Source organism: Burkholderia anthina, assembly GCF_902498995.1.
Classification (GTDB): Bacteria; Pseudomonadota; Gammaproteobacteria; order Burkholderiales; family Burkholderiaceae; genus Burkholderia; species Burkholderia anthina.
The window spans coordinates 390,239-416,043 of sequence record NZ_CABVLY010000003.1 but is presented as its reverse complement, the minus strand read 5'-3'; the positions used below and the strand labels follow the sequence as shown (position 1 = coordinate 416,043).

At 67.9% G+C, this 25,805-nt stretch carries 20 protein-coding genes; 4 read left to right on the top strand and 16 right to left on the bottom strand.

Going from position 1 to position 25,805, the window contains the following annotated elements; all coding sequences use genetic code 11:
- Nucleotides 1–9: 9 nt before the first annotated feature.
- Nucleotides 10–885: an efflux RND transporter periplasmic adaptor subunit gene (locus tag BME24068_RS07045; protein ID WP_096506866.1), complete on the top strand. Its 876-nt coding sequence runs from the start codon at nt 10–12 to the stop codon at nt 883–885.
- A 37-nt stretch (nt 886–922) separates the two neighbouring features.
- Here the strand turns inward: BME24068_RS07045 and BME24068_RS07040 are convergent, their stop codons facing one another.
- Together BME24068_RS07040 and BME24068_RS07035 are read right to left on the bottom strand one after the other, a co-directional pair.
- A complete protein-coding gene (locus BME24068_RS07040) occupies nt 923–1,951 on the bottom strand; it encodes an EpsG family protein (protein ID WP_174925574.1) in 1,029 nt (342 codons plus the stop codon).
- A 174-nt stretch (nt 1,952–2,125) separates the two neighbouring features.
- The gene (locus BME24068_RS07035) at nt 2,126–3,799 is read right to left on the bottom strand and encodes a methyl-accepting chemotaxis protein (protein WP_096506868.1); all 1,674 of its coding nucleotides are present in this window, start codon (nt 3,797–3,799) and stop codon (nt 2,126–2,128) included.
- 444 nt (nt 3,800–4,243) lie between these two features.
- Between BME24068_RS07035 and BME24068_RS07030 the strand changes: the two genes are divergently transcribed.
- Nucleotides 4,244–5,485, top strand: coding sequence for an MFS transporter (locus tag BME24068_RS07030; RefSeq protein ID WP_096506869.1), 1,242 nt, complete (start codon nt 4,244–4,246; stop codon nt 5,483–5,485).
- A gap of 66 nt (nt 5,486–5,551) precedes the next feature.
- On the opposite strand, the gene BME24068_RS07025 is transcribed toward BME24068_RS07030, so the two are convergent.
- Together BME24068_RS07025 and BME24068_RS07020 are read right to left on the bottom strand one after the other, a co-directional pair.
- Nucleotides 5,552–6,349, bottom strand: a complete 798-nt coding sequence (locus BME24068_RS07025; protein ID WP_174925573.1) for a 5'-methylthioadenosine/adenosylhomocysteine nucleosidase — start codon at nt 6,347–6,349, stop codon at nt 5,552–5,554.
- A complete protein-coding gene (locus BME24068_RS07020; RefSeq protein ID WP_174925572.1) occupies nt 6,346–8,709 on the bottom strand; it encodes a UvrD-helicase domain-containing protein in 2,364 nt (787 codons plus the stop codon). The genes BME24068_RS07025 and BME24068_RS07020 overlap by 4 nt, the downstream gene beginning before the upstream one ends.
- 225 nt (nt 8,710–8,934) lie before the next feature.
- On the opposite strand from BME24068_RS07020, the gene BME24068_RS07015 reads away from it, so the two are divergent.
- Together BME24068_RS07015 and galU are read left to right on the top strand one after the other, a co-directional pair.
- Nucleotides 8,935–11,802, top strand: a complete 2,868-nt coding sequence (locus tag BME24068_RS07015) for a valine--tRNA ligase (protein ID WP_174925571.1) — start codon at nt 8,935–8,937, stop codon at nt 11,800–11,802.
- An 87-nt stretch (nt 11,803–11,889) separates the two neighbouring features.
- Nucleotides 11,890–12,774 (top strand): UTP--glucose-1-phosphate uridylyltransferase GalU, encoded by an 885-nt coding sequence (galU, locus tag BME24068_RS07010; RefSeq protein WP_096506872.1) that lies wholly within the window; start codon nt 11,890–11,892, stop codon nt 12,772–12,774.
- Between the two features lie 64 nt (nt 12,775–12,838).
- Here galU and BME24068_RS07005 read toward each other — a convergent pair whose 3' ends face one another.
- The 12 genes from BME24068_RS07005 to BME24068_RS06950 form a co-directional block, all read right to left on the bottom strand.
- Entirely contained in the window at nt 12,839–13,453 is a 615-nt protein-coding gene (locus BME24068_RS07005; RefSeq protein ID WP_096506873.1) for a DUF4136 domain-containing protein, read from the bottom strand.
- A gap of 36 nt (nt 13,454–13,489) precedes the next feature.
- Complete coding sequence (locus BME24068_RS07000; protein WP_174925570.1) at nt 13,490–15,877, bottom strand: CHASE2 domain-containing protein; 2,388 nt, start codon at nt 15,875–15,877, stop codon at nt 13,490–13,492.
- Nucleotides 15,878–15,887: 10 nt separating this feature from the next.
- Nucleotides 15,888–17,246, bottom strand: a complete 1,359-nt coding sequence (locus BME24068_RS06995) for a FecR family protein (RefSeq protein WP_174925569.1) — start codon at nt 17,244–17,246, stop codon at nt 15,888–15,890.
- A complete protein-coding gene (locus BME24068_RS06990) occupies nt 17,243–17,947 on the bottom strand; it encodes a response regulator transcription factor (protein ID WP_006490421.1) in 705 nt (234 codons plus the stop codon). Before BME24068_RS06990 ends, BME24068_RS06995 begins: the two co-directional genes overlap by 4 nt.
- Before the next feature lie 265 nt (nt 17,948–18,212).
- Nucleotides 18,213–18,650, bottom strand: a complete 438-nt coding sequence (locus BME24068_RS06985; RefSeq protein ID WP_096506876.1) for a peptidase — start codon at nt 18,648–18,650, stop codon at nt 18,213–18,215.
- A gap of 227 nt (nt 18,651–18,877) precedes the next feature.
- Entirely contained in the window at nt 18,878–19,105 is a 228-nt protein-coding gene (locus tag BME24068_RS06980; protein WP_006753156.1) for a sulfurtransferase TusA family protein, read from the bottom strand.
- Nucleotides 19,106–19,217: 112 nt separating this feature from the next.
- Complete coding sequence (locus BME24068_RS06975) at nt 19,218–20,102, bottom strand: MurR/RpiR family transcriptional regulator (protein WP_096506877.1); 885 nt, start codon at nt 20,100–20,102, stop codon at nt 19,218–19,220.
- Nucleotides 20,103–20,373: 271 nt separating this feature from the next.
- A complete protein-coding gene (locus BME24068_RS06970) occupies nt 20,374–21,546 on the bottom strand; it encodes a Gfo/Idh/MocA family protein (RefSeq protein ID WP_174925568.1) in 1,173 nt (390 codons plus the stop codon).
- A 65-nt stretch (nt 21,547–21,611) separates the two neighbouring features.
- Nucleotides 21,612–21,950, bottom strand: a complete 339-nt coding sequence (locus BME24068_RS06965) for a hypothetical protein (protein ID WP_174925567.1) — start codon at nt 21,948–21,950, stop codon at nt 21,612–21,614.
- Between the two features lie 59 nt (nt 21,951–22,009).
- The gene (gene iolG / locus BME24068_RS06960) at nt 22,010–23,023 is read right to left on the bottom strand and encodes a bifunctional inositol 2-dehydrogenase/D-chiro-inositol 1-dehydrogenase (RefSeq protein WP_174925566.1); all 1,014 of its coding nucleotides are present in this window, start codon (nt 23,021–23,023) and stop codon (nt 22,010–22,012) included.
- A gap of 103 nt (nt 23,024–23,126) precedes the next feature.
- Complete coding sequence (locus tag BME24068_RS06955) at nt 23,127–24,152, bottom strand: ABC transporter permease (RefSeq protein WP_096506880.1); 1,026 nt, start codon at nt 24,150–24,152, stop codon at nt 23,127–23,129.
- A 27-nt stretch (nt 24,153–24,179) separates the two neighbouring features.
- A complete protein-coding gene (locus BME24068_RS06950) occupies nt 24,180–25,745 on the bottom strand; it encodes a sugar ABC transporter ATP-binding protein (protein WP_174925565.1) in 1,566 nt (521 codons plus the stop codon).
- Between the last annotated feature and the right edge of the window lie 60 nt (nt 25,746–25,805).

The window sequence follows — 25,805 nt, the reverse complement described above, 5'->3', positions numbered from 1 at the left end:
CGAACCACCATGATTCTCAGAAAACTCTTCGGCTTCGTCGCGACCGCCGTCATCCTTCTCGTCGCGATCCTGATCGGGCGCTCGCTGTGGGTGCACTACATGGACGATCCGTGGACGCGCGACGGGCGCGTCCGTGCCGAGATCGTCAACGTCGCGCCGGACGTGTCGGGCGCGATCGTCGACCTGCCCGTGCATGACAACCAGCTCGTGAAAAAAGGCGACCTGATCATGCAGATCGACCCGTCGCACTACCAGATCGCGGTCGAACAGGCGCAGGCGGCGGTTGCCGCCCGCCGCGCGGAACTGCAGATGCGCCGCGACGACGCGGCCCGCCGCGCGGACCTCGATGCCCTCGTCGTGTCGAAGGAAAACCGCGAGAACGCGGCGCACAGCGCATCGAGCGCGGATGCGCAGTACCAGCAGGCCATCGCCGCGCTCGACGCCGCGAAGCTCAATCTCGAACGCACGCGCGTGGTCGCGCCGGTCGACGGCTACATCACGAACCTGCAGACGTTCAAGGGCAACTACGCGGTGGCCGGCCAGGCGAAGCTCGCGATCGTCGACAGCCATTCGTTCTGGGTCTACGGCTACTTCGAGGAAACCAAGCTGCCGCGCGTGAAGGTCGGCGCACCGGCCGAAATGCGGCTGATGAGCGGCGGCGTGATGAAGGGCCACGTCGAGAGCATCTCGCGCGGCATCTACGATCGCGACAACCCGCAAAGCCGCGACCTCGTCGCCGACGTGAACCCGACCTTCAACTGGGTACGCCTCGCGCAGCGCGTGCCGGTGCGCATCAAGATCGACGAAGTGCCGGCCGACGTGGTGCTGTCGGCGGGCACGACCTGCACGGTCATCATCGATCCGGACAAGCAGAAGAAGTCGTAATGACGTTTCGCGCCGGGCGGCACCCCGCCCGGCCGCATCATTCCCAGAAGAACCGGTAAGGCAGGAACGGCGACGGGCCGAGCCCGTATTCGCCGAGCATGTTGCGCAATCGCATCGCGAAGCCGATTGCGCCGATCACGGCCAGCGAGACGATCACGTGGCCGCGCCGCACGCCCGGCATGCGCTGCAGCGGCACGAACTGGCAGCCCATCGCGAACAGCACGAGCCACTGGAAACGCAGCCCCGCGTAGCTCACGCGCGCGAGCGCGAAGCTCGCGATCTCGCAGACGAACAGGAACACGAGCGTGCGCGGCATGCGCGCGAGCAGCATCCAGCCGGCCGCGAGCGTCAGCAACGCCAGCACGAGCGGCGCGCTGCCCGACATCTGCGCGGGCGGCGTGAACGCCGCGTAGAGACCGACCTTCGCGAGCAGCGCCTCGTGATGCATCGCGAACAGCACGCCGCCGATCGCAACGGCCAGCCCCGCATAGCGCAGCAGGCGCAGTCGCCCGACCTGCAGCAGCACGACCAGCAGCGCCGCCGACACATGCATGCCGGCCGCCGCCACCGCGAACGCGATCGATTCGCCACGCCGCCGGCGCGACCACGCGTCCGACGCGAGCTTCGCCGCGCAGAACGCGACCCCATAGCGCAGGCCGCTCATCGCCATGTCGTAGAAGAACAGCGGAAAGATCAGCGTGGCGAATACGCAAGCGTCCTCGGTACTGCGACCGAACGCGGCGACGCACGCGATCACGATCAGCAGCGACAGGATCGCCGTCGCGACGCGCGGATCGTGACCGAGCCATTCGAGTGCGCGCATGAGCCAGACGAAGCCCGGTTCGAGCGTGCGCGGCACGACCTTCAGGTTGCCGCTCCAGATGCCGGCGATGATGTCCTGGTAGATCGCGGTGTCGGTACCGGTGCGGCCGCGCAGCACGGCAAACGTGGCGGCCGGTGCAATGCCGGCCGCAAGCCACCGCCACGCGGCGACGCGCGCGCGCATGCCGATCGCGGCGGACGCGAGCATGCCCAGATACCCAATGAAGTAAATCGTCGTTGTCATTGTTATGACCCGCTCGACGTGCCGGTGCGCACGCGCGGCGAGTTCTGGCCCCCAATCGTATGAAGGCGAATTGTAAGGGATTGCGTGCGGACCGGCAGCCGGGTTTGTCACCAATCGACAACAACCCGACCGCCTGCACCTGTCGCAGCCGGCCCGGCCGCGACGGGGTGAAACTCAGGCCGCGACGTGAAAGCGCCCGACCAGCGACTTGAGCGCCTGCGCCTGCTCGTCGAGCGCGTTCGCGGCGGCGGCAGCCTGCTCGACGAGTGCCGCGTTCTGCTGCGTGCCGGCGTCCATCTGCGTGACCGCGCGGCCGATCTCTTCGATCCCGGCGCGCTGCTCGTCCGACGCCGCGGAAATCTCGCCGATGATGTCGGTCACGCGCTTGACCGCGCGCACCACGTCGCCCATCGTGCGGCCCGCATCGTGCGCGAGCGTCGCGCCGTTCGCGACGCGCTCGACCGACGCGCCGATCAGCGAGCGGATCTCCTTCGCCGCGGTGGCCGCGCGCTGCGCGAGCAGCCGCACCTCGCCCGCGACCACCGAAAACCCGCGCCCCTGTTCGCCCGCCCGCGCCGCCTCGACCGCCGCGTTCAACGCGAGAATGTTGGTCTGGAACGCGATCCCTTCGATCGTACCGATGATGTCGCGAATGTTCTTCGCGCTGTCGTCGATCTCGCTCATCGTCGCGACCACGCGCCCGACGACTGCGCCGCCCGCCTCCGCGACGGCCGACGCGTTGGCCGCGAGCGCACTCGCCTGCCGCGCGTTCTCGGCGTTCTGACGCACGGTCGACGTGAGCGCTTCCATGCTGGCCGCAGTGCGCTCGAGCGCGACGGCCTGCTGCTCGGTGCGTCGCGACAGGTCGAGGTTGCCGGTCGAAATCTCGCCGGACGCCGCCGCGATCGCCTCGGCGCTGACGGCGATCTCGCGCACGGTCGCGGCCAGCCCGGTCTGCATGTCGGCCAGCGCGCGCACCATGCTGTCGCGGTCGCGCCGGCCGAGCGCGATCGATCGCGTGAGGTCGCCGCGCGCGATGTCGGCGGCAATCGCCTTCGCGTACGCGGGCTCGCCGCCGAGCTGCGACGCGAGGCGGCGCACGACCCGTTCGGCGATCGCGATCGCGAGCACGATCAGCGCGGCCGTCATCGCCGCGATCATCGCGAACGACGACGAGAAGATCGTCGCGGACGCATCGAGCGTCGCCTTCGACTTCGCGCCGCGCGTCTTCACGAGCTCGGCGACGAGCTTTTCGAGCTTGCCGGTTTCGACCAGCAGCGACACGTCCTGCGTGCCGACCTGCCAGTTCATCTGCGACAGGTCGAGCGGCTGCGCCTGCACGAGCGCGACGAAATCGCGCAGATGGCCGCTCCACGTGCCGACCGCCGTCGAGAATGCGCGCAAGCGCGCGGAATCGCCCGCGTCGGCCGGATCCGCATAACGCTGCAGCGTGCCGAGCGCGCTGCCGATCGACGTCAGCCCCGCGCCGACTTCGGCGCCCAGTTCGTCGCGCTCGCGCGCGGTCGTCGCGGTCAGCAGCATCTTCTGTGCACGGCTCGCGCGCAGCATCTCGGCGCGCACCTCCTCCGCCGCACGGCTCGCGACATGCCCCTGCTCGTAGACCGACGCGATCGATGCGTTCAGCCGGCTGATCTGCCACAGCGAAAACACGCCGATCGCGAGCGTGCCGGCCAGCAGGATCGCGAACGCGGCGCGCAACGTCGCCTTGACGGTCCACGGCCGGCGTTCGCGCCGCGCCGCGCGCGCACGTCGTGTGGCGGGCTTCGCGGTTGCGTCGGCTGCGACGCCTGCCGCACCTGGCTGTGGCTGCAATGATGCTGCTTTCATCGATATATCCCCGTATTGATCACGCCGCCGGAAAGGTTGGTTCCGGCGGCCGGCGACCCGGCGGCCGGCGGCCCGGCGACGGCCCGCCATGCCACGCATCCTGCGCCGGTCCGGCTCGTGGCCGATCCCGGCGCGGCGCGCCCGTGTTGTCGTTGTGTCGTTCTACGGCCGCCGTCGGTGTTCCTTGAGTCCGGGCAAACACCCATTCGCCCGTGATGACGCCTCGCGGCCGGCCGACAGGACGCACCGCCGGCGTGATATCCGGACAAAAAAGGGAACGATGGCCGATCCGCCATGCTTCTGCTCGCGAGCAATGTCCGAATTGCGATAAAAGTTGGCCTGACATTCACGATGCGCCACATTACACTTCTTTGACGCAACAACGATTCAAACGCGCCGATCCCCATCAGAGCGCGTCCCGCCACCTCAACTCGCTCAGCTCACATGGAAACCAGCCTCGATACGGGCACCGCCGGCGCTGCCGCCGCGGCCCAGCCGTCTGCTCCACCCGCCCCGCGCACCGTTTATCCGGTGCTCGGCGCGATCAGCTTCTCGCACATGCTCAACGACATGATCCAGTCGTTGATCCTCGCGATCTATCCGATGCTCAAGAGCCAGTTCGCGCTGTCGTTCGCGCAGATCGGCCTGATCACGCTGACCTACCAGATCACCGCGTCGCTGCTGCAGCCGCTCATCGGCCTCTATACCGACAAGCGCCCGAAGCCGTATTCGCTGCCGGTCGGAATGGGCTTCACGCTCGCGGGGCTGCTGCTGATGTCGGCCGCGCAGAACTTCCCGACGCTGCTGGTGGCGGCGGCGCTCGTCGGCTGCGGCTCGTCGGTGTTCCATCCGGAGTCGTCGCGGGTCGCGCGGATGGCGTCGGGCGGCCAGCACGGGCTCGCGCAGTCGCTGTTCCAGGTCGGCGGCAACGCCGGCTCCGCGCTCGGGCCGCTGCTCGCCGCGCTGGTGATCATTCCGCACGGCCAGCACAGCATCGCGTGGTTCTCGGCGGCGGCGCTGGTCGCGATGGTCGTGCTCACGCAGATCGGCCACTGGTACAAGAAGCACCCGTCGATGAAGAAGAAGGCCGCGCCGGCCGGCCATCCGACGCTGTCGCAGGGCCGCGTGCTCGCCGCGATCGGCGTGCTGGTGCTGCTGGTGTTCTCGAAGTACTTCTACCTCGCGAGCATCAACAGCTATTTCACGTTCTATCTGATCGACAAGTTCCACCTGTCGGTGCAGGCCGCGCAGATCCACCTGTTCGTGTTTCTCGCGGCCGTGGCGGCCGGCACGCTGATCGGCGGCCCGGTCGGCGACCGGATCGGCCGCAAGTACGTGATCTGGGTGTCGATCCTCGGCGTCGCGCCGTTCACGATGCTGCTGCCGTATGCGAACCTGTTCTGGACGAGCGTGCTCTCCGTGATCATCGGCGTCGTGCTGGCGTCGGCGTTCGCCGCGATCCTCGTCTATGCGACGGAGCTGATGCCCGGCAAGGTCGGGATGGTCGCGGGCCTGTTCTTCGGCTTCGCGTTCGGGCTGGGCGGCGTCGGTGCGGCCGTGCTCGGCCAGCTCGCGGACGCGACGAGCATCACGTTCGTCTACAAGGTGTGCTCGTTCCTGCCGCTGATCGGCGTGCTGACGGTGCTCCTGCCGAACCTCGAAAGCAGCCGGCGCAAGCAGGCATGACGAAGCGGCCGCGGCGTGCGCGCCGCGGCCGGTCGATCGTCTCGAAGGGAAAGTACGACGGCGGCTTCAGGCCGCCGTCGTCGCATGCAGCGTCAGGAACCGCTTGAGGATGCCGGACGAATAGCGGCTCGCGATCGCCGACAGGAAGTGCGAGAACGACTGCGTCGCGTGATCGTCGGCCGTATCGGAAATCGCGCGCACCAGCGCGAACGGCACGTCGTGCTCGGCGCACACCTGTGCGATCGCCGCGCCTTCCATCTCGACCGCGAGTGCGTCCGGCAGCGCGTCGCGCAGCGTGACGACCTCGTGCTCGCTCGACACGAAGCGGTCGCCGCTGATGATCAGCCCGCCGTGCAGCGTCGCGCCGGCCAGACCGAAACGCTCGGCGAACTGCGCGCCCTCTTCCGCGACGAACAGCGTGCACGCGGCCTTCAGGCGAGCCGTGAGTGCCGCGTCGGTCGCGAACCGCGTGATGCCGAGCAGCGGCACTTCGTAGCGCGGAAACAGCGGCGACGCGTCGAGATCGTGCTGCAGCAGCGTATCGGCCACGACGACGTCGCCGACGCGCACCGTGCGCGACACGCCGCCGGCCACGCCGGTGAACACGACGCCCGACACGCCGAATACGTGGATCAGCGCGCTGACCGTCGCGGCGGCCGCGACCTTGCCGACCCGTGCGAGCGTGACGATGCAGGCCGCGCCGTGCACGGTGCCGACGTGGTAATCGCGGCGGCCGAGCGTGACCGTCCGCATCGCGCCCTCGGCGCGCATCGCGGCGATCAGGTCGCCGAGTTCCTCGGGCAGCGCGGCCAGAATGCCGAGCGGGCGCGTCGAAACCGTTTCAACCCTGTCGAGGCCCGTCATTCCACCGCCTGCAGTTTCGCGACCGCGAGCGCGAGCCACTTCTCGCCGTGCCGCTTGAACTTCACCTGCGCCTTCGCATCGGTGCCGTTGCCTTCGAGCGCGGTGACGGTGCCTTCGCCGAACTTGGTATGGAACACCTGCTGGCCAACCCGGAAACCGGTGTCGGCCGCACGCTGCTTGTTCGCGAACGCCGGCAGCGGCGCGGACACCGCCGCGTCGACGATCTGCTCGCGATTGCCGCCGCCCGGCCGCGAGAACCAGTCGCGCCCCCAGCCGGCGTTGTCCGAGCGGCCGCCCCAGCGCGAGCCGGCCTCGACCTTCGGCGTGAGCCACTTCAGCACGTGCTCGGGCAATTCGTCGAAGAAGCGCGAGCGCACGTTGTAGCGCGTCTGGCCGTGCAGCATCCGGCTCTGCGCGAACGACAGGTAGAGCCGCTCCTTCGCGCGCGTGATCGCGACGTACATCAGCCGGCGCTCTTCCTCGAGGCCGTCCGATTCGAGCACGCTGTTCTCGTGCGGGAACAATCCCTCCTCCAGACCGGTGATGAACACGGCCGAGAATTCGAGACCCTTCGCCGCGTGCACCGTCATCAACTGCACGGCGTCCTGGCCGGCCTGCGCCTGGTTGTCGCCCGCTTCCAGCGATGCGTGCGACAGGAAGCCCGCGAGCGGCGTCATCGTATCGGGGTTCTGCGCGGGGTCGCCGAGCGGCGCCGCATCGAGCACGTCGACCGTCGGCTCGTTCGCGTCGACGCCCAGCTCCGGCGCCGCGATCGCGCCCGCGTGCAGCGGAATCGAGCGGGCCGGCGCGTCGAGCCCGTAACCTTGCTCGCTGACGAACGCGGTGGCCGCGTTCACGAGTTCCTGCAAGTTCTCGAGGCGGTCCTGGCCTTCGCGCTCGCCCTGGTAGAAATCGGCGAGGCCGCTCGCGCGCACCACGTATTCGACCGTCTCGGGCAGGCTCATCTGCTGCGTCTCGGCACGCATCTTCGCGATCAGCGTCGCGAACGCGCCGAGGCTCGAGCCGGCCTTGCCCGTCACGTACGGAATCGCGGCGGCCATCGCGCAGTCGTACAGCCGCGCGGCGTCCGCGAGCTGCTCGATCGAGCGCGCGCCGATCCCGCGCGTCGGGAAGTTCACGACGCGCACGAACGCGGTGTCGTCGTTCGGGTTGTCGATCAGGCGCAGGTACGCGAGCGCATGCTTCACTTCCTGGCGCTCGAAGAAGCGCAGGCCGCCGTACACGCGGTACGGAATGCCCGACGTCATCAGCGTGTGCTCGATCGCGCGCGACTGCGCGTTGCTGCGATACAGGACGGCGACTTCGCTGCGCGACATCCCGGTGTTGATCAGCGAGCGGATCTCCTCGACGATCCAGCCGGCTTCCTGCGAATCGGTGCTCGCCTCGTACACGCGCACGGGCTCGCCGTGGCCCGCGTCGGTGCGCAGGTTCTTGCCGAGGCGGTGCGCGTTGTTCGAGATCAGCTGGTTCGCCGCGTCGAGGATGTTGCCGTGCGACCGGTAGTTCTGCTCGAGCTTGATCAGGTTGCGCACGCGGAATTCGTCTTCGAAGTCGCGCATGTTGCCGACGTTCGCGCCGCGGAACGCGTAGATCGACTGGTCGTCGTCGCCGACCGCGAAGATCGCGTTCTGGCCGCCCGCGAGCATCTTGAGCCACGCGTACTGCAGCTTGTTGGTGTCCTGGAACTCGTCGACGAGGATGTGCTTGAAGCGCGCCTGGTAGTGCGCGCGCAGCGGCGCGTTGTACGCGAGCAGCTCGTAGCAGCGCAGCAGCAGCTCGGGGAAGTCGACGACGCCCTCGCGCTGGCACTGCTGGTCGTACGCCTGGTACAGCTCGACGAACTTGCGGTTGAAGTTGTCGGACGCGTCGACCTTGTCGGGACGCAGCCCCTGCTCCTTCGCGTTGTTGATGAAGTACTGGACGTTCTTCGGCGGATACTTCTCGTCGTCGACGTTCGCCGCCTTCATCAGCCGCTTGATCGCGGACAACTGGTCGGCCGTGTCGAGGATCTGGAAAGTTTGCGGCAGGCCGGCGTCGCGATAGTGCGCGCGCAACATCCGGTTGCACAGCCCGTGGAACGTGCCGATCCACATCCCGCGCGTGTCGATCGGCATCATCGCCGACAGGCGCGCCATCATCTCGCGCGCGGCCTTGTTCGTGAAGGTGACGGCGAGCACGGTGGGCGGCGACGCATAGCCCTGCTGGATCAGCCACGCGATGCGCGTGATCAGCACGCGGGTCTTGCCGCTGCCCGCCCCCGCAAGGATCAGCGCCGGTTCGTTCGGCAACGTGACGGCGGCGTATTGTTCAGGGTTCAGATTGGCGAGCAGATCGGGCATGGAGCGGCGGCGGGCGTGCGAGAAAAAATGCGGACCCGCCATTATAAGTCGGCCGCGCGCTGCCGTTTCCGATCCGTTCGGCCGGCGCCGCGACCGTGCGTGCGCCGCGCTCGGACCGCATCGCGGCGAGCCCGCACGGGCCGGGCGATGGCTGGTCGATGTGCATCCATTTATAATTGTCGGATTCGGCATCCAATTCACGCATTTTTCGGCAGATTCCCAACCATGAGCGACAGCACGCTTGCGAAGAGTTTCGAACCCCACACCATCGAGTCCCAATGGGGGCCGGAGTGGGAAAAACGCGGCCATGCCGCCCCGGCATTCGATCCGGCGCGCCCCGATTTCGCGATCCAGCTGCCGCCGCCGAACGTCACCGGCACGCTGCACATGGGCCACGCGTTCAACCAGACGATCATGGACGGCCTCGCCCGCTACCACCGGATGCTCGGCGAGAACACGCTGTGGGTGCCCGGCACCGACCACGCGGGGATCGCGACGCAGATCGTCGTCGAGCGCCAGCTCGATGCGCAGGGCGTGTCGCGCCACGACCTCGGCCGCGAGAAGTTCGTCGAACGCGTGTGGGAGTGGAAGCAGAAGTCCGGCTCGACGATCACCGGCCAGGTGCGCCGTCTCGGCGCGTCGACCGACTGGTCGCGCGAATATTTCACGATGGACGACAAGATGTCGGCCGCCGTGCGCGACGTGTTCGTCACGCTCCATGAACAGGGGCTGATCTACCGCGGCAAGCGCCTCGTGAACTGGGATCCGGTGCTGCTCACCGCGGTGTCGGACCTCGAAGTGGTGAGCGAAGAGGAAAACGGCCACCTGTGGCACATCCGCTACCCGCTCGTCGACGGTTCGGGCTCGCTGACGGTTGCGACCACCCGCCCGGAGACGATGCTCGGCGACGTCGCGCTGATGGTCCACCCGGAAGACGAGCGCTACGCGCACCTGATCGGCAAGCTCGTCACGCTGCCGCTGACGGGCCGCGAGATCCCGGTGATCGCCGACGACTACGTCGACCGCGAGTTCGGCACGGGCGTCGTGAAGGTCACGCCCGCGCACGACTTCAACGACTACCAGGTCGGCCTGCGCCACAAACTCGCGCCGATCGAGATCCTGACGCTCGACGCGAAGATCAACGACAACGGCCCCGAGCAGTATCGCGGCCTCGACCGCTTCGACGCGCGCCGTGCGATCGTCGCCGACCTCGATGCGCTGGGCTTCCTCGACTCCGTGAAGCCGCACAAGCTGATGGTGCCGCGCGGCGACCGCACGGGCGTCGTGATCGAGCCGCTCCTGACCGACCAGTGGTTCGTCGCGATGACGAAGCCGGCGCCGGAAGGCACGTTCCATCCGGGCAAGTCGATCACCGAGGTATCGCTCGACGTCGTGCGCGACGGCCAGATCAAGTTCGTGCCGGAAAACTGGACGACCACCTACTACCAGTGGCTCGAGAACATCCAGGACTGGTGCATCTCGCGCCAGCTGTGGTGGGGTCACCAGATTCCCGCGTGGTACGGCGAGAACGGCGAGGTGTTCGTCGCGCGCAGCGAAGAAGACGCCCGCGCGAAGGCCGACGCGCAAGGCTACACGGGTGCGCTCAAGCGTGACGAAGACGTGCTCGACACGTGGTTCTCGTCGGCGCTGGTGCCGTTCTCGTCGCTCGGCTGGCCGAACGAAACGCCCGAACTGAAGCACTTCCTGCCGTCGTCGGTGCTCGTCACCGGCTTCGACATCATCTTCTTCTGGGTCGCCCGGATGGTAATGATGACGACGCACTTCACGGGCAAGGTGCCGTTCCACACCGTGTACATGCACGGCCTCGTGCGCGATGCCGAAGGCCAGAAGATGTCGAAGAGCAAGGGCAACACGCTCGATCCGATCGACATCGTCGACGGCGTCGACCTCGAGACGCTGGTCGCGAAGCGCACCACCGGCCTGATGAACCCGAAGCAGGCGGCCACCATCGAGAAGAAGACGCGCAAGGAATTCCCGGACGGCATTCCCGCGTTCGGCGCCGACGCGCTGCGCTTCACGATGGCGTCGATGGCGACGCTCGGCCGCAACGTGAACTTCGACCTCGCGCGCTGCGAAGGCTATCGCAACTTCTGCAACAAGCTGTGGAACGCGACGCGCTTCGTGCTGATGAATTGCGAAGGCCACGACTGCGGCAGCGACAAGCCGGAAGTGTGCGGCGCGGGCGACTGCGGCCCGGGCGGCTACCTCGACTTCTCGGCGGCCGATCGCTGGATCGTGTCGCTGCTGCAGCGCACGGAAGCCGACGTCGCGAAGGGTTTCGCCGATTACCGCTTCGACAACATCGCGACCAGCATCTACAAGTTCGTGTGGGACGAGTACTGCGACTGGTACCTCGAACTCGCGAAGGTGCAGATCCAGAACGGCACGCCGGAACAGCAGCGCGCCACGCGCCGCACGCTGCTGCGCGTGCTGGAAACGGTGCTGCGCCTCGCGCACCCGATCATCCCGTTCATCACCGAAGCGCTCTGGCAGAAGGTCGCGCCGCTCGCCGGCCGTTATCCGCCAGGCAAGGCGGAAGGCGAAGCGTCGCTGATGACACAGGCGTATCCGGTCGCGAACCTGCAGAAGATCGACGAGGCGTCCGAACAGTGGGCGGCCGACCTGAAGGCGATCGTCGACGCATGCCGCAACCTGCGCGGCGAGATGAACCTGTCGCCGGCGACCAAGGTGCCGCTGCTCGCGGCCGGCGATGGCGAACGCCTGCGCTCGTTCGCGCCGTACGTCCAGGCCCTCGCCCGCCTGTCGGAAGTGCAGATCCTCGCGGACGAAGCGACGCTCGACAAGGAAGCGCATGGCGCACCGATCGCGATCGTCGGCCCGAACAAGCTGGTGCTGAAGGTCGAAATCGACGTCGCGGCCGAACGCGAGCGCCTGTCGAAGGAAATCGCGCGTCTGACGGGCGAGATCGCGAAGTGCAATGCGAAGCTCGGCAACGAGGCTTTCGTCGCGAAAGCGCCGCCGGCCGTGGTCGAACAGGAGCAAAAGCGCGTCGCCGATTTCCAGAGCACGCTGGACAAGCTGCGCGCGCAGCTCGATCGGTTGCCTGCGTAACAAACGGTAAGGTCATTTGCGTTCACTATAATGGGGACGTGAACATGGACTGTCTGACAAGCCGATTACAGGAATAAAGGTTCGATCATGTTGAAAGTCACCAAGGCGGTATTCCCCGTTGCCGGCCTCGGCACGCGGTTCCTGCCGGCAACGAAGGCGAGCCCGAAGGAAATGCTGCCGGTCGTCGATAAGCCGCTGATCCAGTACGCGGTCGAGGAAGCGATCGCCGCGGGCATCACCGAGATGATCTTCGTGACCGGGCGCAGCAAGCGCGCGATCGAGGATCACTTCGACAAGTCGTACGAGGTCGAGGCTGAACTCGAGGCACGCGGCAAGGAGAAGCTGCTCGAGCTCGTGCGCAGCATCAAGCCGAGCCACGTCGACTGCTTCTACGTCCGTCAGCCCGAAGCGCTGGGCCTCGGCCATGCGGTGCTGTGCGCGGAAAAGCTCGTGGCCGACAACCCGTTCGCGGTGATCCTCGCCGACGACCTGCTCGACGGCAATCCGCCCGTGATGAAGCAGATGGTCGACGTGTTCGACCACTATCACAGCTCGGTGATCGGCGTGGAAGAGATCCCGCCGTCGGAAACGAAGTCGTACGGGATCGTCGACGGCAAGGAGTGGGAAGAGTCGATCGTCAAGATGTCGGCGATCATCGAAAAGCCCGCGCCGGAAGTCGCGCCGTCGAATCTCGGCGTGGTCGGCCGTTACGTGCTCAAGCCGCGGATCTTCGAGCACCTGCGCGCGCTGAAGCCGGGCGCGGGCGGCGAGTTGCAGCTCACCGACGCGATCCAGGCGCTGCTCGCCGACGAGCAGGTGCTGGCCTACAAGTATCAGGGCACGCGCTACGACTGCGGCAGCAAGCTGGGCTACCTGAAGGCGACGGTCGAATTCGCGCTGCGCCACCCGGAAGTCGGCACCGAGTTCGACGCGTACCTGCGCACGCGCGGCAACGGGCAACCGGCCGCCTGAACGCGGCACGGGCCGGCCTCGCCTGCGCGGCGGGCCTGCCCTCGTTCCTGTTACGGCCGCCGCGTCAGTGCGCGGCGGCCGGCTTCACCGAGACGACGCCCGGCATTGCGCCCGCGTCGTCTTTTTTCGTCTTGACCAGCCAGCCGTTGCCCGGCTCGAACGGCACCTTCGCGAGCGCGCTCGTCACGAGCGCCGGCGCGGCCTCCTGCGTGCCCGGTTCGCGGTCGCGCAGCGACGCCGACACGCGATAGACATCGGCCCCCGACTTCGCATCGACGAAACGCAGCGTCAGCACGTGGCGATACACCTTGCCCACGAACGGCAGCGCGAACGGCGCCGGCCCGTCGACGGTCACGCACGCACTGCTCGCGGCGCCGCAGCGCTCGGCGGTGGCCGCGACCGACGCCGGTTGCGTGGCGTATGCGATCGACAGCCGGTAGCGCGCGTCCTTCGTCGACTGCGCGTCGAAGCCGCGGCGCGCGAGCTCATCGCGCACGAGCGTCTCGATCCGCCCGTATTCGGGATCGCCGGCCTGAGCGGCCGTGCGGACGAAATCGTAACCGTGCGCACCGGATGCGAACGCGTTCGGCTGCCCGAGCGCGCTCACGCCGGTCGTGACGCCAGCGCAACCCGTCAACAGCGACGCCGCCAGCGCGGTCGCTGCCCATTCCTTTCTCATGACTTTCCCCAAATGCTGCCGTCGTGCCCGGCCCTGTCAGGCGGACGGCTCGTCGATCGCGGGCAGCGACACCGTCACCGCGGTGCCCACCCCCACTTCGCTGTCGACCGTCACGCTGCCGCCGTGGCGCGTCACGACCGTCTTCACGAACGCCATGCCGAGTCCGGAACCCGAAATCTCGGGCCGCTCGCCGGCATGGAACCGCTTGAAACGCTCGAACAGATGCCGCTGATCTTCCGGCGCAATGCCGTACCCCTGATCGCGAATCGTACAGAACATCCGCTTCGATGCGTGCTCAACCGTCAGCGTACACGTGATCACCGTGTCGGACGGACTGTATTTGACCGCATTGTTCAACACGTTGACGAACGCGCGCGTGATCAGCGAGCGGTCGGCGCGCATCCAGCACATGTCGGTGCCGACGTCGGTATCGATGCGGATGCGCTTGGCCTGCGCCTGCGGCCAGACCTCGTCGCTCGCGTCGATCAGCACGTCCACGAGGCTCGTCGCTTCGAGCTGGTACACCTGCGACTCCGCGCGCGCCAGCTGCACGAACTCGTCGGCAAGCGACAGCGCGCGATGCGCATAGCGCTCGATCCGCGCAAGCAGCTCGCGCATCGTGTCCGATTCGACGCGGTCGCGCTCGATCTCGACCAGCGCGAGGATCGACGACTGCGGCGAGCGCATGTCGTGCGACAGCAGGTGCAGCGCCTCCTCGCGCTGACGCTCGGCCGCGTGCAGTTCCGTCACGTCGACGAGGCCGGCGATCCAGCCCGTCACGCGGCCCTGCGCGTTCGTACACGCGGCGTAGCGTAACAGATGGTCGAGTCCGTCGCGATCGCGCACCTCGATGCCGCGCGCCATCGCGTCGTGTTCGGCCTCGAGCGTCGGGTCGAGCGCGGCCGGCCAGTGCTCGCGGATCGCGACATCGTGCTCGGGGTTGCCGTCGACGGTCTTCATGAAGATCAGCTCGCCGAGCGCCGCGCGCAGCGGCCGCCCTTCCGGCAACGGCAGCGAGAGCCGCGCCCCGTAGCGCTTCGCCGCGTGGTTCGCGATCAGCACGGTACCGGCCAGATCGGTGACGAAGATCGGCTCGGGCATGCTGTCGAGGCTGTCCCACACGAAGCGCTTCATGTCCTGCACGCGCTGCGCGGCCTGCGCCATCAGCGCCATCTGGCGTTCGAGCACGTCGCCGCCGACGCTGCGCGTGCGCGGCGCCTCGGGCAGCAGGTGCGGCTCGTCGGCGAGCCGCTGCAGTTCGCGGCGCAGGTACGACATCGTCATTTCAAGGCGCCGCCAGTTCCAGATCGGGTATACGGCGATCAGCCCGAAGATCGCGGGCGCGGGCGACAGCCACACGCGCGCCTCGAACAGCAACGCCATGCTCGCGACCACGGCCAGCACGGCCAGGCTGAGCGTCAGCAGCAGCGCGCGCCAGGGCGACAGCATCAGGAAACCGCCCAGCAGCACGGCGAGCGGCAGCAGCGACGCGGCAAAGATCCCCGCGCGCGACGCGGGCGAGATCGCGCTGCCGGTCGTCAGCATGTCGAGCACGTTGGCATGGATGTACACGCCGGCGAGCGGGCCGAAATCGCCGGACACCGGCGTCGCGAAGCGGTCGTAGAGCCCGGACGCCGTCACGCCGACGACGACGATCTTGCCGCGCAGCGCGTCGGGTTTCACGCGCCCTTCGAGCACGTCGTCGAACGACAGCGTCGGATACGCCGGCGTATTGCGGCTGAACGGGATCAGGTAACGGCCTTCGCCCGCCGCATCGCGCGACAGGTCGTGCGCGCTCGGGCCCGGCGCGCCGCCAGCCGGATGCAGCCGGCCGGCCTGGATCGCGCGGTACACGGGCACCATCAGTTGCGGCCAGCGCGCGCGGCCGTCGCTTTCGAACAGCGCGACGCTGCGCACGATGCCGTCGGGATCGACTTCGAGATTGATGTGGCCGAGCCCCATCGCACGCGCCGCGAGCTCCGCCACCGGCGGATCGACCGTGCGCGTGCCGTCGGCCTGCTCGGGGCTCAGCAGCACGGGCAGGAAGGTCGGCACGCGGGACATCGCGTCCGCGAACGTGCGGTCTTCGGCCGACGGCTCGGTAAACAGCACGTCGTAGACGACGGCCGCGGGCTGCGCGCGCGCCAGCGTGTCGAGCAGCCGCGCATGAATGCTGCGCGGCCACGGCCAGCGGCCGAGCGCCGACACGCTCTGGTTGTCGATATCGACCACGACGACGTCGGGCGACAGCGGCAGGCTGCGCAGCATCAGCAGCCGGTCGTAGATCAGCCCGTCGACGCTCGACGACATCCGGTCGAGCGCGCACCCGAGAATCACCGCGACGCCGAGGCAGCCGATCGCGATCCACTCGATCAGAAAGCGGCGGCCGAGGCGCCGCCGCGGAGAAACGGAGTCGGGTTTCATGCGTCGCGGATCAGCGCGACAACGTGAACGCGCCGACCGGACTCGTCTTCTGATAGAACTTGCCGCCCTCGAACTCCTCGACCGTCACCGCCCAGTAGTAGTCGCCGGGCGGCAGGTGCGCGATCGTGATCGTGCGTGCCTGCAAGCCGACCTGGTCGACGACCGGCGCGCTCAGGTCCTTCGCGCGCGACAGCACGAACCGGTAGCGCGCATCCTTGCCCGAACCGTTCGGCGACCAGCGGAATTCGTAGCCGGCGGCGCCGGGCGACGCGCTCGCGTCGAGCCCCATCTGGCGCCGTTCGAACGCGTAGGTGCGCGGCACGCCTTCGAGGCCGTTGGCGTCGATCGCGGCGACCCGCACGAAATACGTGCCGTTCGGCACGTCGCGGAACACCGCGCGCGGCGAATCGGTGCGCGTTTCGCGGAACAGGTCGAGCATCCCCGCGTCGTGCGCGAGCTGCAGCCGATACGCGTGCGCATCGGCCTGCGGCTCGATCTCGAACGATACGTCGGGCTCGTCCTGCACCTTGTCGGGATGCGCGAGCGCCGGCGCCGGCAGCAGCTGGACCGGCGCGCCGACCGCACCGGACGCCGTCGCGACGCTGCCGAAGTTCGCATGCACGAGCGTCGGATCCGGCTGCCGCTTGCCCGCGACGCCGACGGTGCCGTCGAGCACTTCGACGCGCGTCGACTCGTTACCGGACGCGTCGTAGTTCACGCGGAACCGCGTGCCGCGCACGCCGGCCACGACCGACGGCGACCGGATCTGGAAGCGGTCGTCGCGCTTCTTCAAATGCGTGACTTCGCTGTCGACCGAGCCGCGCGTGAGCTCGAACTCGCGGTCGAGCGTGCCGGTCAGCACGGTGCGGCGCAGCGTCTTCAGGTCGAGCTGGCTGTCGGGCGGCAGGCTCATGTGGGTGCCGTCGGCCAGTTCGAGCGTCAGAAACCCGTTCGGGCCCGTGCGCACGCGGTCGCCTTCGGCGAGCGTTGCATCGTCGGCGAGCGGCGCGTAGGTATCGCCAGACGCGCGTTCGGCCGTGCCCTGCACCGCGACGACGCGCGCGGTCAGCTTTTCCTTGCGCAGCCGGGCCGCGGGCAGCTTCAGCGCGACGCCGGGCTGCAGGTGCTTCGGCGCAGGCACGCCGTTGATCCGCTGCAGCAGTTGCCAGTCGTCCGGACCCTGCAGGTAGCGCGCGGCGACGTCGTACAGCGTGTCGCCGGCATGCGTGCGGTAGACGACCATCTTGCCCGCGGCAGCCGGCGGCTGCGCGCCGGCGTGCTGTGCCGCGAACGCAAACGCGACCGCGCAAGCCGCGCGCAGCGCCGCCGTGCGCACGGTGGCCGTGCGCTGCGTGATTCGCGTGGTCACTCCGGTTCCCCCTGGCCGACCCGTTCGAGCCGGTAGCCGTAGCCGTAGATCGGCGCGAGGCGATAGCCGTTCTCCGGGCGCAGGCCGAGCTTCGTGCGCAGCATCGAGATGTGCGTATCCATCGTGCGCGACGGGATGTCGGTCGCCTGCTTCCAGACGAGGTCGAGGATGTGCGCGCGCGACAGCGGCCGGTCGAGGTGCTGGAACAGCAGCAGCGCGAGCTCGAATTCCTTCTGCGTCAGGCTCACGGCCTTGTCGCCGACGTAGGCCTGCTTCAGGTTCACGTCGAAGCGGAACTGGTCGAATTCGCGCACCGTCGCCTCGGCGTTGACCGGATACGCACGGCGCAGCAGCGAGCCGATGCGCGCGCGCAGGATCGGGCCCGACACGGGCTTGACCACGTAATCGTCGGCGCCGGCGTTCAGGATCTGCGTGATCCCCGCCTCGTCGTCACGGCTCGTCATGAAGATGATCGGCAGGCTGTGCTCGGTCTGGTTGGCGCGCACCCACTTGAGCACTTCCTCGCCGGACATGTCCGGCACGTTCCAGTCGAGCACCAGCAGATCGAACGTCTCGCGCTGCAGACGCTTCTTCAGGGCCTTGCCTTCCTTGAACGCATAGCACGTATGGCCGACGGCCGTCAGCGTTTGACTGACGAAATCCGTCTGGGCCGGATCGTCATCCAGTACAGCAATTCTCATAGCACCCCGCAAATCGAAATCGATTCGTCCTGTAACAGCCCCGTGCACTCCACTCGCCGCGCGGCACGCGCGCGGCTTCCGACATCGGCCGGGAGCCGTCGTTTGCCGCCGCGCAACGGGCGCGATACGGCGCCCCCGGCAAAATATCTCAAAAACGGGGCATGGACGAACCGGCGATTTCATCATAGTAGTATGAAATCCGCCAAGAAATTGCGCGCACTACGGCACTTCCTTCGAATAATCCTTCCGTTGCGCGGTCGCTCGCCTAGTCCGCACCGGCCATGCCGGCCACCGGCTCGGCCAGATCGCCGGCCGCCGCGCGCCGCCGCAACGCCGGCTGGCGCGGTGCCGGCTGCGTCAGCATGCGCGCCAGCTGGGTACGCACGCGCTCCCACGCCGTCGCCGCATAGTCGGGCTGGCTGGCCGCCCATGCCTGCGCGAGATCGAACACCCGCTCGACCGTCGCATTGCAATACGTGAAGCCCGAGCCGTCATGCTGCGCGGCGTCGCGCAACCGCTCGTCGAGCGATTCGGCCAGCCACGGCATCTCGGCTGCCGCCGAATCGGCATACGCCTCCAGCGCGGCACGCGCGTGGCGATCCCGTTGCGGGTCGAGCTCGATCCGGCTCAACCCCGCCGCGCGTGCGGGCGCAATGCATTCCGCCGCGGACGGACTTCGAATGGTCCCTGGTCTGAAGGACATGTCCTCTCCCCGTTTGTACGACGGCAGCGTCAGGCATGGCCCCCGAGCCCGCCCCGTATGACGTACCGTGGCCGGCGCATCCGTCGAGTGCGGACGACCGGCCGGGTCAGTATACGCAGCAGGTTGCACAACGAGGTTTAAGAATTGTCAGAGGCGGCCGGGGCTTCCGGGGTACGGCCGGGCATCGAGGCCGGCCGGGTGCCGCACGGGGCGCGTGATGCGAGCCGTCAGCGGCGGCGCATCAGGAATACGAAGGTCTTGTCCTGGGTCGTCACTTCGACGATCTCGTTGCCCGTCTGCTTCGCGAACGCGGCGAAATCGCGCTGCGAGCCGGGATCGGTCGCGAGCACCTTGAGGATCTGCCCGCTCTCCATATCGGCGAGCGCTTTCTTGGCGCGCAGGATCGGCAACGGGCAATTGAGCCCGCGCGCGTCCACTTCCTTGTGAATCTGCATCGGCTGTCGACCTTCGAATGACGCGCCACACGAGGCGCGGGAGGAAGCGGCGATTTTACCGCAGCGCGGGCACGCCTGCCCGCGCGGGCGGAAGGCAAACGAAAGACCGGCGTCAGCCGGTCTTCGTGCCGTGCGCGCCGTCGGCCGTCGGCAGGTACGACAGCTCGAGCCGGTACGCGAGCGCGACGAACAGGCTCTGCGCGAGGCCCATCGTCGCGGTCAGCGCACGGAATCCGAACGTCGCGCTCTCCTGCACCATCAGCGTCACCTCGGCCTCGCGCGCGAGCGGGCTCATCCGGCTGTCCGTGATCGCGATCAGGCGCGCGCCGCGCTGCACGGCCTGCTGCGCGACCTGCACGGTCTCTTCCGCATACGGCATGAACGAGATCACGATCATCACGTCGCCCTCGCGCACCGAGCGGATCTGCCCGAGATGCATGCTGCCGAGCGCGCTGAACAGCCCGATGCGCTTGTCGGTGTGCTGCAGCGCGTAGTCGAGATAGACGGCGATCGGAAAGGCGCGGCGCGAGCCCGCGATCCAGATCGCCTGCGTGTCGGCGAGCAGGTCGACGGCCTGCGCGAGCGCCTGCGGGTCGAGCGTCTGCCGCAACTGCTGCATCCCGGCAATGCTGCCCTTGATGAATTCGTCGGCGATCTGCTCGGGCTGCAGGCTCGACGAGCCCGATTCGATCACGTCGCGCAGCCGCAGGTTGTACGCGCGGCCCGGTGCGATCTGCTGCGCGAGCCCTTCGCGGAACAGCCGCTGCATTTCGGAGAAGCCGGAGAAGCCGAAATGCTTCGCGAACCGCACGACGGCCGACGGCTGGACGCCGCACGCCTCCGCGAGCGACTGGATGCCTTCCAGCCCCAGCTGGTCCCGATGCGTTTCCACGTGACGCGCAATCACCTTCAGGCGATTGCTGAGACCGTCGTACTCCTGCGTCAGATGCTGCAGGAATTGCTCGACGGTGGCGGGAGGTTTCTCGGATGAACTCATCGGATAGCGCGAAGTTGACGGCCCCGGTGCGCGCGCGATACTGACCGACGCGGCCCGGGACTCACCTGGAAACATGCATGAAGGGCGAATTTAATCACGTTTGCGGCACGGCCCGTGCCGCACGCTCGCTCCCACGCGCTCGATCATCACCTGCCGACGCTCCACTGCAATGCCGGAAACAATTTTCCAACGGCCTTGCAACGCCGTAAAGATTAGGGTGTGTACCGAGGCCGGCGCCCGGCCCTCGACGCGCCGCGCCGGCCTGCGATGCTCAACGATAGTCGATCCACACGCCGCCCGCGTCGGCCGAACGCACGCAGTGCTCGACCCAGCGCACGCCCTCGACGCCCGCATGGACGTCCGGATAGCGGATGTGCTTCAGCGCATCGGCGTCGCCGCGATCGGCCGCATCCATCGCGAGCGCGAAGCGTGCATAGAGGTTCGACCACGCTTCGAACAGCCCTTCCGGATGCCCGGCGCCGATGCGGTCCTCGCGCAACGCCTCCGGATGCAGATACCCCATCCCGCGATCGAGCACCTGCGCGGGCTGCCCCTGGATCTCGTAGCGCAACTGGTTCGGATGCTCGTCCCACCATTCGACGCTCGCCTTCGAGCCGATCACGCGCACCTTCTGCCCGTGCATCGAGCCCGCGTTCACCGCGCTCGACCAGACGTAGCCGATCGCGCCGGTGTCGTATTCCATGATCGTGAACGCGTTGTCCTCGAGCGGCGCGCGGCTTTTCACGAAGCTCTGCCGCGAACACATCAGCCGGCGGATCTTCAGCGCCGGCGCCATCACTTCCGAGATGTACAGCGGATGCGTGCCGATGTCGCCGAGCACGTAGCTCGGCCCCGCGAATTTCGGATCGACGCGCCAGCGCGCGGCCGCGCTCGCGGCCTCGACGCCTTCGCTGTGAAAGCCGTGCGCGAACTGCATCTGCACGATGCGGATCTCGCCGAGATCGCCGCGCGCGATCATCTCGCGCGCCTGCTCGATCATCTGGTGGCCGGAATAGCCGTATGCGACGCCGACGATCCGGTTCTTCTCGACCGACAGACGCTGCAGCGTTTCGGCCTCCTCGGTCGTGAAGCACAGCGGTTTCTCGCAGACCACGTGCAGCCCGGCGTTCAGCGCGGCGCGGCAGATCTCGAAGTGCGTGTTGTTCGGCGTCGCGATCGATACCGCGCGGATGCCGTCCGCGCGGCTCGCCTCGGCCTCGAACATCGTCCGGTAGTCGGCATAGCAGCGCGCGGCGTCGACGCCGAGCTTCACGCCGAACTGGCGGCCGCGTTCAGCATCGATGTCGAACGCGCCGGCGACCAGCCGGAAGCTGCCGTCGCGCAGCGCGGCCGACCGGTGGCTGTAGCCGATCTGGCTGCCGAGGCCGCCGCCGACCATGCCCCAGGGAATCGAATGTCCCAGCAGAATCTGTCCGTCGATCATGATTGTTCGTGTTCCCGGTTCGTCTTCATGTGTTCAGGTATTCAGAGATCCAGACGGCCGCTCGCTCAAGCGAAACCGGCCGACGCGAGAAACGCGCGGCTCGCCGCGACATCGCGCAGGCTCGTGCCGGCGTTGCGCGGATCGCGCGCCTGTTCGATCGTGATGTAGCCGGCATAGCCGATATCGTCGCGCGCGCGGCGGATCGACGGGTAGTCGAGCGCGCCGGTGCCGATCGGGCACATCACGCCGCGCGCGAGCGGGATATAGCCGTACGACCCGAGCTCGATGCCCGAGTAGCCGGCCTGCGCGGCTTCGGCGAGCACGTGCCGCCACGGCGGCAGGTGCGGGTTGTTCACGTCGTCGACGCCCCAGCAGCAGGGCGTGCAGCCAATCTTCATCGTCATGTCGGTCAGTCCGGCGGGAAGGCGGCACGCGGCCGCGGGCATGGCGACGCGGCCACGATTCAGCCGCGATAGAACGCGGGACGTTCGGCCATCGCGACCGGCTCGACCGCCCCGCTCTGCTGGGCGCGCACGCAGGCGTCGGCCGCGACCGCCGCCGCGTAGCCGTCCCACGCGGACGGACCGGTGAGCGCACCCTGCCGCACGCCGTCGATAAACGCCTGCAGCTCGACGTCGTACGATGCAATGAAGCGCTCCTTCCAGTCGGTCATGATCTCGACCGATCGCCGCGCCGCATGCTTGAGGCCGACGGCCGGCGGATCGGGCAGCTTGGCGATGCCGTTCTCGCCGACCACCTCGCACTGGATGTCGTAGCCGTACTGGCAGTTGACGAAGATCTCCACGTCGATGCGCACGCCGCTCGCGGTTTCGAGCAGCACGATCTGCGGATCGGCGAGATGCGCGCTCGCGTGACGCGTCTTCTTCGGGTAGACGACCTGCGCGCTCGCATAGTCCTCGCCGAGCAGCCAGCGCAACACGTCGAGTTCGTGGATCAGCGTATCGGTGATCGCCATGTCGGTGGTGTAGCGCTCGCCGACCGACTGGTTGCGGTGCGCGCAATGCAGCATCAGCGGCGCGCCGATCTCGCCGCTGTCGATCACGCGCTTGAGCGCGCGATAGCCTTCGTCGTACGGACGCATGAAGCCGACCTGCACCAGCCGCTTGCCGTGCGCGCGCTCGGCCTCGACGATCCGCATGCAGCCGTCGGCCGTCACCGCGAGCGGTTTCTCGCAGAACACCGGCTTGCCGTGCGCGATCGCATCGAGCACGAACGCTTCGTGCGTCGGCCCCCACGACGTGACGAGCACGGCCTGCACATCGGCCGCCGCGATCACTTCATGGCCGTCGCCATGGATTTCCGCGTCGAGCGCGTATTTCGTCACCGCGTCGCGCGCCTGCTGCGCATCGATGTCGGTGACGGCCACCACGCGCGCGCCGGACAGCGTGCGCGTCAGCCTGCGAATATGGTCCTGGCCGATCGCGCCGCAGCCGATCACGCCGATTTGCAAGGTCATCCGGATATCTCCAGTCTTTCGTTCATCAGCGGCGCGGCCCGTGCCGCGCTCGCCAGTCATGCGTCCGTGCACCGCCGCCGATCGCGAAACCGGCAGCCGGCGCTCAGCGGCGCGTCTTCTTGTTGCGATACTGGTCGGCGATCACGGCCGCGACGATGATCGCGCCCTTGACCATCTCCTGGTAGTACGCGTCGATCCGGATGAAGGTGAAGCCCGACGTCATCACGCCGAGGATCAGCACGCCGATCACGGTGCCCGTCACGCGCCCGAGGCCGCCCGACAGCGACGTGCCGCCGATCACGACCGCCGCGATCGCATCGAGCTCGTACATCACGCCCATGCCCGACTGGCCGGAGATCGCGCGCGCGGCCGTCACGGTGCCCGCGATCCCGCTCAGGAGGCCGGCGATCGCGTAGACGAACACCAGGTGACGCGTGACGTTGATGCCCGACACGACGGCCGCATGGCGGTTCGCGCCGATCGCATACGTGTACTTGCCGAAGCGCGTGTAGCGCAGCACGACGTGGAAGATCGCCGCCACCACCAGGAAGATGATCACCGGGTTCGCGCCCGCGCCGATCGCCGCGAACTGGTCGGTCAGCATCGACACCGGCATCCCGTTGGTGAACCACTTCGCGAAGCCGCGCGCGGCGACCATCGTGCCGAGCGTCGCGATGAACGGCGGGATGCCCGTCAGCGCGATCAGCGACCCGTTCAGCAGGCCCACCAGCAGCCCGACGCACACGCCGGCCAGCACCGGCCAGATGATCGGCAGGTCGGTCAGGTGCGGGAACACCGCGCGCGGAAAATCCGACACCTGCGCGAGGCTGGCCGACACGACGGCGGCGGCCGCGACGACCGACCCCGACGACAGGTCGATCCCGCTCGTGATGATCACGAGGTTCACGCCGACCGCGATGATGCCGATCACGGCCATCTGCAGCACGATGATTTCGAGCCGCTCCGCGTTGAACAGGAAGCTCTGGCCGACCACGACCCAGCCGATCACCTCGAAGAACAGGCTGATGCCCACCAGCACGAGAAAGATGCTCAGTTCGGGCGGCCATTTGGCGTGCCGCGTCTTGATCGTCATGGACTGCGCGTCCGCGACCGGATTCAGATTGCCCATTTCAGTTGTCTCCATGCTTGTTTCGGCTCAACGCGACGCGAGATCCATGATGCGGACCTGGTCGGCGTCCTTGCGCTCGACGATCCCGGTCATGCGGCCTTCGTGCATCACCATCACGCGGTCGCTCATGCCGAGCACCTCCGGCATCTCCGACGAGATCATCAGGACTGCGACACCCTTGCCGGCGAGCGCGCTGACGAGCCGGTGAATCTCGGCTTTCGCGCCGACGTCGATGCCGCGCGTCGGTTCGTCGAGGATCAGGATGCGCGGCTGCGTCAACAGCCAGCGGCCGATCAGCACCTTCTGCTGGTTGCCGCCCGACAGGTTCTGGATTTCCTCGTGCAGCCCCGGCGTCTTCACGCGCAGCATCCGGCTCATTGCCTCGCAGTCGCGCCTGAGCTGCGCCTGCTGCACGAAGTTGAACTTCACGTAGCGGTTGCTGAGCACCGCCGCTTCCATGTTCGCGAGCAGGTCGAGATTCAGGAAGCAGCCGGTGTCCTTGCGGTCTTCGGTCAGGAACGCCATCCCGTGCTTCATCGCCTGCGCGGGCGTGGCGATCCGCACCGGCTTGCCGTCGATCAGGATCTCGCCGGACGTGGCCGGCACGACACCGAACAGCGCCTCGGCGACGTTCGAGCGCCCCGAGCCGACGAGGCCCGCGACGCCGAGGATCTCGCCCGCGCGCAGCTCGAAGCTCACGTCGCGGAACACGCCGTCGACGCCGAGGTTCTTCACCGCCAGCACGACCTCGCCGATCGGCACCGCCTCCTTCGGGAACATCTGCGTGATCTCGCGGCCGACCATCATCCGGATGATGTCGTCGCGCGTGACGTCGGTCGATGCGTGCGTGCCGATGTACTTGCCGTCGCGGAACACCGAGAACTCGTCGGCGATCTCGAACAGCTCGTTCATCTTGTGCGTGATGTAGACGATGCCCTTGCCCTGCTCGCGCAGCTGGCGAATGATCCGGAACAGGTGCGTGACCTCCTTGTCGGTCAGCGCGGAAGTCGGCTCGTCCATGATCAGCACGTCCGAGTCGAACGACACGGCCTTCGCGATCTCGACCATCTGGCGGCTCGCGACCGTCAGCGTGCGCACGTCGGCTTCCGGGTCGATGTCGATCGACAGCCGCTCGAACAGCGCGGCGGTGCGGCGGCGCAGTTCGGCGTGATCGATCAGGCCGAAACGGTTCTTCGGCTCGCGGCGGATCCAGATGTTCTCCGCGACCGTCATGTACGGCATCAGGTTGAGTTCCTGGTGGATCATCGCGATGCCGCGGTCGAGCGCGTCGAGCGGCCCGTTCAGCGTGACGGGCGCGCCCTTGATCAGGATCTCGCCCTTGTCGGGCGTATAGACGCCCGCGATGATCTTCATCAGCGTCGACTTGCCCGCGCCGTTCTCGCCCATCAGCGCGTGAACGGTGCCGCGGCGCACACGGAACTGCACGCCGTCGAGCGCGACGACGCCGGGAAACGACTTGCCGACGCCGCGCACCTCGAGCAGGCAATCGGAAACGGACGCACCGGGCGCGGCGAACGACGCGGCCGGCGCGTCATCGCTGGCCATCGAGCGCGCCATCCTGGCTGTAAACATGGACGTTCCTCGAAAGTCACACGCGAACCCGGACGCGCCGGGCCGCGCAGTTCAGCGGAA

What these genes read in the sequence shown, in the direction of transcription:
- BME24068_RS07045 (WP_096506866.1), top strand. Translation starts at nt 10, where the DNA reads ATGATTCTCAGAAAACTCTTCGGCTTCGTCGCGACCGCCGTCATCCTT.
- BME24068_RS07040 (WP_174925574.1), bottom strand. Translation starts at nt 1,951, where the DNA reads ATGACAACGACGATTTACTTCATTGGGTATCTGGGCATGCTCGCGTCC.
- BME24068_RS07035 (WP_096506868.1), bottom strand. Translation starts at nt 3,799, where the DNA reads ATGAAAGCAGCATCATTGCAGCCACAGCCAGGTGCGGCAGGCGTCGCA.
- BME24068_RS07030 (WP_096506869.1), top strand. Translation starts at nt 4,244, where the DNA reads ATGGAAACCAGCCTCGATACGGGCACCGCCGGCGCTGCCGCCGCGGCC.
- BME24068_RS07025 (WP_174925573.1), bottom strand. Translation starts at nt 6,349, where the DNA reads ATGACGGGCCTCGACAGGGTTGAAACGGTTTCGACGCGCCCGCTCGGC.
- BME24068_RS07020 (WP_174925572.1), bottom strand. Translation starts at nt 8,709, where the DNA reads ATGCCCGATCTGCTCGCCAATCTGAACCCTGAACAATACGCCGCCGTC.
- BME24068_RS07015 (WP_174925571.1), top strand. Translation starts at nt 8,935, where the DNA reads ATGAGCGACAGCACGCTTGCGAAGAGTTTCGAACCCCACACCATCGAG.
- galU (WP_096506872.1), top strand. Translation starts at nt 11,890, where the DNA reads ATGTTGAAAGTCACCAAGGCGGTATTCCCCGTTGCCGGCCTCGGCACG.
- BME24068_RS07005 (WP_096506873.1), bottom strand. Translation starts at nt 13,453, where the DNA reads ATGAGAAAGGAATGGGCAGCGACCGCGCTGGCGGCGTCGCTGTTGACG.
- BME24068_RS07000 (WP_174925570.1), bottom strand. Translation starts at nt 15,877, where the DNA reads ATGAAACCCGACTCCGTTTCTCCGCGGCGGCGCCTCGGCCGCCGCTTT.
- BME24068_RS06990 (WP_006490421.1), bottom strand. Translation starts at nt 17,947, where the DNA reads ATGAGAATTGCTGTACTGGATGACGATCCGGCCCAGACGGATTTCGTC.
- BME24068_RS06985 (WP_096506876.1), bottom strand. Translation starts at nt 18,650, where the DNA reads ATGTCCTTCAGACCAGGGACCATTCGAAGTCCGTCCGCGGCGGAATGC.
- BME24068_RS06980 (WP_006753156.1), bottom strand. Translation starts at nt 19,105, where the DNA reads ATGCAGATTCACAAGGAAGTGGACGCGCGCGGGCTCAATTGCCCGTTG.
- BME24068_RS06975 (WP_096506877.1), bottom strand. Translation starts at nt 20,102, where the DNA reads ATGAGTTCATCCGAGAAACCTCCCGCCACCGTCGAGCAATTCCTGCAG.
- BME24068_RS06970 (WP_174925568.1), bottom strand. Translation starts at nt 21,546, where the DNA reads ATGATCGACGGACAGATTCTGCTGGGACATTCGATTCCCTGGGGCATG.
- BME24068_RS06965 (WP_174925567.1), bottom strand. Translation starts at nt 21,950, where the DNA reads ATGACGATGAAGATTGGCTGCACGCCCTGCTGCTGGGGCGTCGACGAC.
- iolG (WP_174925566.1), bottom strand. Translation starts at nt 23,023, where the DNA reads ATGACCTTGCAAATCGGCGTGATCGGCTGCGGCGCGATCGGCCAGGAC.
- BME24068_RS06955 (WP_096506880.1), bottom strand. Translation starts at nt 24,152, where the DNA reads ATGGGCAATCTGAATCCGGTCGCGGACGCGCAGTCCATGACGATCAAG.
- BME24068_RS06950 (WP_174925565.1), bottom strand. Translation starts at nt 25,745, where the DNA reads ATGTTTACAGCCAGGATGGCGCGCTCGATGGCCAGCGATGACGCGCCG.